Below are 7,793 nucleotides of genomic sequence, written 5' to 3' on the forward strand. Positions count from 1 at the left end.
AGTCACTGTCAGCCGATTTGTGTTGGAATGACCCGTTGGGTATCGTTTTACTTCGGGTTCACCCCCTGAAAAGGGCCTATAGCTCAGGCGGTTAGAGCGCTTCGCTGATAACGAAGAGGTCCCTGGTTCAAGTCCAGGTAGGCCCACATCCTTTCGAGGAGGATCATGAAGAAATGGATTCTCAGTGGTCTCACACTTGTGGGACTCGGAGTTTTCTTCCGGTGGCGGCACGGCAATCAGAGTGCCCAAGCCGAATGGTCCGAACACACCGACTCGGTGTGAAGGTGAATCCCTTCTGGGGGTATGGCGCAATTGGTAGCGCACCTGCTTTGCAAGCAGGGGGTTAGGGGTTCGAGTCCCCTTACCTCCACCAGAAACACGAAGGCTCCGAACCGTATTGGTTCGGAGCCTTCGTATTCCTTCGCAGTGAGGATGCCGCATCAGCCGTCTGCGGTGGTCTCACTCCCGGACGGTGAGGGTGAGCGATCAGACTGTAGAAGGATGCCATTTCTATTGTGTCCTCCGGCCGGGACCGCCGAGTTCGATCCGACCATTTGCCCAGAGCAGCGACAACCAAGGGTCCGCGCCGTGGTCGATCGCAGGAACCAAGCGCTCGAGTACTTTGGCAGCGAGCTTCGGATCCGATTGACAGTCCAGCCCAGATCATCTGGGGGTGTCCCAAGTGTGGACCAGCATCTCATCTCACGCCAATGCGGCGAAACCACTGGGATCAGGCGAACCGGGAGACATGACGGTTGGATCCAGCCATGCGAGTAGGGTTTTCCCGATATTCTCATGATCACGGAATAAGCTGATGTCGATTGCCGTTGTCCCCTTTGTCTGCACACAGAATCGGCTGCTGTGAGCAGGTTCCCGCCCAGTCCGGGCGATAACAGACCTTTTTCGATCGGAGCATCTCTTTGTCCAGCGACATCTCCCCCTCTCGTTCCCACGACCCGCGGGCTGACTCCATCGATCCAGCCGGGATGCGGGTGATCTGGCTGCTTCTGGTGGCCGCGTTCGTCGCGATCCTCAATGAAACGACGATGGCCATCGCGATCCCAGAGCTCAATGCTTCGCTGGGGATCCCACCGGAACTCGGTCAGTGGCTGACCAGCGCGTTCATGTTGACCATGGCCGTCGTCATTCCCACGACGGGCTTCCTTCTGCAGCGTTTCAGCACCCGCCATATCTTCCTGGCGGCAATGATCCTTTTCTCCGCCGGCACACTGATCTGTCTCGTGGCTCCAGGGTTCCCCGTCCTGCTCGTCGGGCGCGTTGTCCAGGCTGCCGGCACCGGCATCATGATGCCGTTGCTGATGACGACCATCATGAATGTCGTTCCTCCTCACTCGCGGGGTCGGATGATGGGTCGGGTCGGCCTGGTCATCTCGCTTGCCCCTGCAATCGGTCCGACGATGTCGGGCATCGTGCTCGACTCCCTGGGGTGGCGCTGGCTCTTCGCCATCGTCCTTCCGATCGCACTCATCGCCCTTGGCCTCGGTGCCAAGTGGATGACCAACCTGGGTGAGAGCACCCATGCTCCGATCGACTATGTCTCCGTCGTGCTCTCGGTCTTCGCCTTCGGTGGCATCGTCTTCGGCCTCAGCCAGTTCGGCGGCGGCCATAGCGGCGAAGGTGGAGGCGGCTCCACCACCGGCTTCGCTTGGACGGCGATCGCAGCCGGACTCGTCTTCCTGGGTCTCTTCGCCTGGCGACAGCTGATGCTGCAGAAGGAGGACCGGGCGCTGCTCGATCTGCGTGTGTTCACCGCGAAGAACTATGTCATCGCCGTCATCATCATGGCCGTCGTCTCGCTGGCCATGTTCGGCACTTTCTCCCTGCTTCCGCTCTACCTGCAGAACGTCGCCGGCCTCAACGCCACCCAGTCAGGTCTCGTCCTTCTGCCCGGATCGATCCTCATGGGCGTCCTCGCTCCCGTCATGGGACGAATCTACGACGCACGCGGCCCCAGAACCCTGCTGATTCCAGGATCGATCATGATCGCTGGGGCGATGTTCTCCTACGCCATGGTCGGCATCGGCACGCCCACGTGGGTCCTCGTCGTCATCCAAACTGTCATGTCACTTGGACTGGCCGCTTCGTTCACACCCCTGTTCTCCGCCTCACTGGGATCACTTGAACGGAAACTGTACTCACACGGATCCGCGGCGCTCAACACCATGCAGCAGGTGGCCGGAGCGGCCGGAACCGCGCTTCTCATCTCCATCTACTCCTCCGCCCTGCATTCGGGTGAGGCCGCCGGACGCACCGTCGCGGAGTCCGGTGCCCCGGGAGCGCACAATGCGTTCCTGCTGGCCTCAGTCATCGCCCTGGTGCCCGTGATCCTGTCCTTCTTCATCAAGAAGCCCGAAGACCAGGAGGATGCCCCCGCCGAGGCGGCCCCCTTGGCCCCGGAGACACCTGCCACCTGATCTGAGGACATCCCATTCCGGGGCCACACCATGCTTTGGTGTGGCCCCGGACGTGCATCGGGCCGGTCTCAGACCGATTGAGCGCTCGGGGAGGAAGAGTTCGCCGACGCATCATCCTCAATGTCGTGAGCCGCTTGTTCCGTTCCTCCCGGTGTCTTCGAGGTCCTTCGCAGCTCTCCACCGCGTGCGAAGCCGGCGATGAGAAAGACGATGAGACCTGCAACCGTGACCAACGAGCCGGCCCACAGCGGAGACGAATAGCCGAGACCGGACGCAATGGTGAGGCCACCGATCCAGGCACCGACGGCATTTCCCACGTTGAAGGCGGCGATGTTCGTTCCCGACCCCAGGGTCTGTGCCTCCTTCGAGTGGATCATGATGCGCATCTGCAGCGCAGGCACGGCGGCGAAGCCGAAGCCGCCCATGAAGAACAGGGCGATGATGGTCCCGATCTGATTGCCGGCGACCCGGGAGAAGACGGCCAGAATGATGACGAGCCCGATGAGCAGGACCAGCAGCGTCATCCCGATGTTCTTATCCGCAGAACGCCCGCCGAGGAAGTTTCCGATGAACAGTCCCACTCCGAAGAGCGCCAGCAGCCACGGCACGGTCGAGCTGGCGAATCCGGACACGCCGGTGAGGGTGAAGGCCATATAGCTGAATGCTCCGAACATCCCGCCGTAGCCCAGGATCGTGATGAGGATCGAAGCCCAGACCTGCCCGGATGCGAAGATGCGGAATTCCCCGAGGATGCTGCCGGTCTTCTGCACCTGTGCAGCTGAGGCGGGGATGACCACGATGATGCCGATGAGTGCGACGACACCGATGATGCTGATCGCCCAGAAGGTCGACCTCCAACCGGTGGCTTGACCCAAGAACGTTCCCAGCGGCACACCGAGAACGTTCGCACTGGTCAGGCCCGCGAACATCATCGAGATGGCCGCGGCCTGACGGTTGGGAGCGACGAGACCCGCGGCAACGACCGAGCCGATGCCGAAGAAGGCTCCATGGCAGAGGGCTGCGATGATGCGGCCGAGCATCATGAGTTCGTAGCTCGGTGCGAGCGCTGAGAGGACGTTGCCGATGATGAAGAGGACCATGAGGCCGATGAGTGCGCTTTTACGGTTGAGCCTTGTCACGGCGACCGTGAGCACGATCGCTCCGACCGCGACTGCAAGGGCATAACCGGAGATGAGGTAGCCTGCAACGGTTTCGGTGACGCCGAAGTCGGCAGACACCTCGGGCAGCAGACCCATGATGACGAACTCTGTGAGTCCGATTCCGAACCCGCCGATGGCGAGTGCGAGCAATGCAAGTGGCATGGTGTGAACCTTCCAGGAATGTGTACCGTCGGTGCGATAGTTCAGTGCGTGTGCAATAGGCCGCGCATGCATTAGTTGCACACGCATCGATATATATAATTGCACACGCGTCTTATGCGCGCAAGTGATGTAATATGAGGAGGTGTCGACACAAGGAGGAGTTCGTGGGAATCAGGGATGACGCAGTCGAGGTCCGCGCTCAGGGCTGGCGCACCCTTGCTGCCTTGCACGGTCTGATCGAAACAGAGCTCGAGCGCAGCCTGCAGCGCGAGCATGGCCTATCGGTAGTGGAATTCACTGTCCTCGACGCACTCAGTCGCCAGGACGGATGGCATATGCGCATGCGCCAGCTGGCCCGAGCCGCGGCTCTGTCGAGCAGCGCGACGACGCGTTTGGTGACCCGCCTTGAGAACCGGGACCTGCTCACCAGGGTCCTGTGCGATGATGACCGCCGCGGGATCTACACCGAGCTGACGGCGGCGGGACGGACGCTGTTGGACGCAGCGAGGCCAACCCATGATGAGGTGTTGGAAGTCGCGCTGACTGAAGCCAGGCAGATGCCTGAGCTGGCGCCGCTTGTCGCTGCCGTCTACGCCGAGCAGGTCGCGGTCTGAATTCAGGGTGCTGGTCGGTCCCCTCTGGAGCAGTCAGCGATAGTCCGTGGCTTCGGCAGCATGCGCTGTTCCATCGACCCTCGTTGAGCCACAAGCTCCTCATGCGTGAGCTTGACGGGTCCCGGATGGTGCACGGCACATCGTGTTCCTAGCTGCGTGGGTCGGTCTCCTCGCTTCGTTCCTGCTGACCCTGCTGGATTCACCTGTCGAGCTATGGGACTCGATGCTGGCGATCAGCCTGGTCTGGCATATTCCGAATGTCACCGATTCGGGAGTGGACTGGTGGGGACTCGTCTACTGTTTTCGAGGAGCGTAGGATGCTACCCACGATGAGAGGAAGTACTCAGAGCTGAGGAAGTGCTCATGACAGTTGAGATCCGACCCGCCGGAATCGAACGCTTCAATGATGTGGAGACGATGCTCGGGCCCAAGCGCAGCCCCAATGCCATTGCCTGCTGGTGCCTGACCTATCGCTTGGGCAGCAGAGAAGCTGCGAAGCTCGATGCTGTGCAGAGGCGGCAAACGGTTCGAGAACTCTGCACCCAGGAGCACCCACCAGGAATCCTGGCGTACTGTGACGGGGAAGTCGTCGGTTGGGCGTCGGTGGCTCCACGATCGCAGGTCGTGGAGCTCGCGGATGCGGAAACGTACCCCCACCTCGGCGAGGTGGAGCCGTGGTCGATCTTCTGCCTGCGCACTCGTGGTGGGAAACGTCGACGTGGAATCGGACAGTATGTTCTCCGAGGCGCAATCGATTTTGCCTGGGACAACGGCGCCGAGGTGATCGAAGCTTATCCCCTTGACACGACCGAGAAGATGGCGCCGATCTTCACCTACCCGGGCCTGCGGTCGATGTTCGAGAAGGAAGGATTTATGAAGGTCGCTGACACCGTGTCAGAGGTGGGAGGCTCGAATCGTGTGGTGATGCAGTTGGACAGGTCGTCATAGACCGCTCCGATTGCATCGGCCCTCCTCATGCGGGTAATATCGGCCTGTACTCCAGGGGGTATGGCGCAATTGGTAGCGCACCTGCTTTGCAAGCAGGGGGTTAGGGGTTCGAGTCCCCTTACCTCCACCAGAATGTCGTTGTTCAAACCAGCGACATCACCGGTTTGAGTTCCGGATTCCGTCGTCCGTCCTTGTTGGCGGACGGCGAGGGTCTGGACGTCGCGGCTGAGAAACACGTTGAACGGGACGCCGGGCTCCCCGTGGATGGTGTCGTCGTCTTGGACGATGAGCTTGTCGAAGAAGGCTTGGTTGGCGATCCGTCGCAGTGGGTCGTCGATGCTCATGTAGATGGCGTGCATGTCGCCGGCCAGCGCCAGGCAGTCGTCCAAGTGGGCCTTGGCCTGTTCGTACTCGATGTCGCCGGCGTTAATCTGCGCTTGGAGGAACGCAAGCCGACGGGCGATGCGGTCCTGCTCGGTCCCCAGTAGGTCCAGGGGGACGGCTCCGGCGTAGTGGGCTTGCAAGAGTTTCTGGCGTTCATTCCGGAGCGCGTCGCGTTCGCCCTTGTATGCCTGGGTCTCCTGCTTGGCGGCGGTGTGGAGCCGGTCGAATTCACCGGTGACTAGCTCGCGGAGCGCGGTGAGGACTTGCTCGGGTATCTGGACGTGGCGGTAGTAGTCCTCGACGGCGGCTTCGATGTCGGGCACGAACATGGACTTGCGTTCGCAGGTGGTGCGCTTGGCGTGCCGGCCGGAGCACATGAAGTAGGGGTAGATGACGCCGCGGCGGCTCTTCGCCCGGGTCAGGGTCAGTCGGGACCCGCACTCCCCGCAGTACAGGCTTCCCTTGAGGTAGTGGTCGTGGGATTGAGTCTTCTCTCCGGACGTCTGATGCGCGGTCAGGACGGCCTGAACTCGGTACCAGACCTCGGGCGCGACTAGGGGTTCGTGGATGCCGTCGTAGCTGGCGCCGCGGAACCGGACGCTGCCCTTGTAGTAGGGGTTGGTGAGCATCTTGTGGATCGTAGACAGCACCGGCGGCTTCGAGGGCCGCTTCGGGGTCGGGACCGTGGTCAGGCCACGGTCGATGAGTTCTTCACGCAGGCTGATGGTGGAGTGGTTCCCGGTGGCGTAGGCCTCGAACGCCCATCGCACCAGCGGGGCACGGTCGGGGTCGACCTCGACGGTGCGGACGTCGCGGCCGAGTTCGTCGCGGCGGGTGACGTTGAGGTAGCCCATGGGTGCTTTGCCGTTGGTGCCGCCACTGAGCGCTTTCTGGTTCATGCCCTTGGAGACTTCGCCAGCGAGGTTGCGGGAGTAGAACTCCGCGATGGTGGACATGATGCCGTGCAGCAGCATCCCCGACGGGGTCTCGTCGATGTTCTCGGTCGCGGACACGAGCATGACCCCGGCCTCTTTGAGGGCGAGGTGGATGGTCACGTCGTCGGCGCGGTTGCGGGCGAGCCGGTCGACCTTGTGGACGATGCAGTAGGCGACGTGGTGGGCCTTGACGTACTCGATCATCCGCATCAGCTCGGGCCGGTCGGCCTTGCGGGCGGACTCGCCGGCGTCGATGAACTCTACGGTGATGACCGCGTTGAGGTCTCGGGCCTTGCGCAGGTTCGCCTCCCGCTGGGCGGGGATCGAGAAGCCCTCGGCACGGCCGCCGCGTTCGGCTTGTTCCTTGGTGGACACGCGCAGGTAGGAGACTGCCATGGTGGTGGTCTCGCCGATGCGGTCCAGGGCGGTAGTGGCTGGTGGTTGTGTAATGGTCACGGGTCGTGTTTCCCTTCCCCGGATTGATCGGGCCCAGCACGAACGGTGGCTACCGCTGGTGCGGTGCGACTCGTAAAAGGGAAACAGGACCCAGCCGACTCGATATCGGAGCCTGCTGGGTAAGCCACGAAGGCCAAACAGGACCGCGCACCACGACCGAACCGGAGGTTTAGTCGTTGGCTTCTTGCTGATCTGATTCTACCTCGTGCCCCCGACATGCGTCGGGACCCGGCGACACGGTGTCCGGTGCGGGACGGGCGTGGTCTTGTTCGGCGCGGGAACGGGCCATGCCGATGAACAGTTGTGCGAGCTTGTGCAGGTCGGGTGTCTCACGCGGCTCGGCCTCAATCCGGTAGTCCCGCATCCGATCCGGCAGCCGCTCGTCCCGGCCGGGCGTTTCTCGGTGCGTCATGAGATTTCTCCGGTGCGTTCATCGAGGGCGCGGAAGAACGCCTCCTCGGCTTCGCGGCGGGCCTCGACCTGCTCGAACACGAACTCCACGAAGTCCTCGCCGCGGTCGGCGATGATGACGTCCTCGACGGGCGGGGCGGGGTCTTCACCGGGCCAGACGGTGTTGGCGGCCATGGGAAACTGCCCATAGGCGGACAGTGGAAATGCCCACTCCTGGCCAGTAGAACTGCCCAGTGACGGCCACGATTTCTGCCCATCCGACCACATAGTGCCCCCGCTCAAGGGGGA

7 protein-coding genes, 3 tRNA genes and 2 pseudogenes are annotated in these 7,793 nt (G+C 62.3%); 8 read left to right on the plus strand and 4 right to left on the minus strand.

Annotated features, from left to right (window positions below; all coding sequences use genetic code 11):
• Positions 1 to 72 precede the first annotated feature (72 nt).
• From BSP239C_RS09810 to BSP239C_RS09820, 3 genes are all read left to right on the plus strand, one after another.
• Positions 73 to 146: transfer RNA gene (locus BSP239C_RS09810), tRNA-Ile, on the plus strand.
• 151 nt (positions 147 to 297) lie between these two features.
• Positions 298 to 373: transfer RNA gene (locus BSP239C_RS09815), tRNA-Ala, on the plus strand.
• A gap of 613 nt (positions 374 to 986) precedes the next feature.
• Positions 987 to 2,435: a DHA2 family efflux MFS transporter permease subunit gene (locus tag BSP239C_RS09820; RefSeq protein ID WP_101572368.1), complete on the plus strand. Its 1,449-nt coding sequence runs from the start codon at positions 987 to 989 to the stop codon at positions 2,433 to 2,435.
• 68 nt (positions 2,436 to 2,503) lie between these two features.
• Here BSP239C_RS09820 and BSP239C_RS09825 read toward each other — a convergent pair whose 3' ends face one another.
• Positions 2,504 to 3,757 (minus strand): MFS transporter, encoded by a 1,254-nt coding sequence (locus BSP239C_RS09825; protein WP_101572319.1) that lies wholly within the window; start codon positions 3,755 to 3,757, stop codon positions 2,504 to 2,506.
• A gap of 164 nt (positions 3,758 to 3,921) precedes the next feature.
• On the opposite strand from BSP239C_RS09825, the gene BSP239C_RS09830 reads away from it, so the two are divergent.
• The 5 genes from BSP239C_RS09830 (at position 3,922) to BSP239C_RS09845 (ending at position 5,807) form a co-directional block, all read left to right on the plus strand.
• Positions 3,922 to 4,371, plus strand: a complete 450-nt coding sequence (locus BSP239C_RS09830; protein ID WP_101572321.1) for a MarR family winged helix-turn-helix transcriptional regulator — start codon at positions 3,922 to 3,924, stop codon at positions 4,369 to 4,371.
• 142 nt (positions 4,372 to 4,513) lie between these two features.
• Positions 4,514 to 4,687, plus strand: a complete 174-nt coding sequence (locus BSP239C_RS20695) for a hypothetical protein (protein WP_180958974.1) — start codon at positions 4,514 to 4,516, stop codon at positions 4,685 to 4,687.
• 47 nt (positions 4,688 to 4,734) lie between these two features.
• Entirely contained in the window at positions 4,735 to 5,319 is a 585-nt protein-coding gene (locus BSP239C_RS09835) for a GNAT family N-acetyltransferase (RefSeq protein WP_101572323.1), read from the plus strand.
• A gap of 54 nt (positions 5,320 to 5,373) precedes the next feature.
• Positions 5,374 to 5,449: transfer RNA gene (locus BSP239C_RS09840), tRNA-Ala, on the plus strand.
• Positions 5,450 to 5,483: 34 nt separating this feature from the next.
• Positions 5,484 to 5,807: a hypothetical protein gene (locus BSP239C_RS09845; RefSeq protein WP_145997429.1), complete on the plus strand. Its 324-nt coding sequence runs from the start codon at positions 5,484 to 5,486 to the stop codon at positions 5,805 to 5,807.
• 192 nt (positions 5,808 to 5,999) lie between these two features.
• Here BSP239C_RS09845 and BSP239C_RS21355 read toward each other — a convergent pair.
• The 3 genes and pseudogenes from BSP239C_RS21355 to BSP239C_RS20945 all read right to left on the minus strand — a co-directional run.
• Positions 6,000 to 7,034 (minus strand): annotated as a pseudogene (locus BSP239C_RS21355) (recombinase family protein); the annotation flags it as partial.
• A 229-nt stretch (positions 7,035 to 7,263) separates the two neighbouring features.
• Positions 7,264 to 7,506 carry a hypothetical protein gene (locus BSP239C_RS09855; RefSeq protein WP_101572327.1) on the minus strand — a complete coding sequence of 81 codons (243 nt, stop codon included), beginning with the start codon at positions 7,504 to 7,506 and terminating at the stop codon, positions 7,264 to 7,266.
• Positions 7,503 to 7,793: pseudogene (locus BSP239C_RS20945) on the minus strand (hypothetical protein); the annotation flags it as partial. The gene BSP239C_RS09855 and the pseudogene BSP239C_RS20945, both read right to left, overlap by 4 nt.

The sequence above is a fragment of the Brevibacterium sp. 239c genome (genome assembly GCF_900169365.1).
In the GTDB taxonomy this organism is placed as follows: domain Bacteria; phylum Actinomycetota; class Actinomycetes; order Actinomycetales; family Brevibacteriaceae; genus Brevibacterium.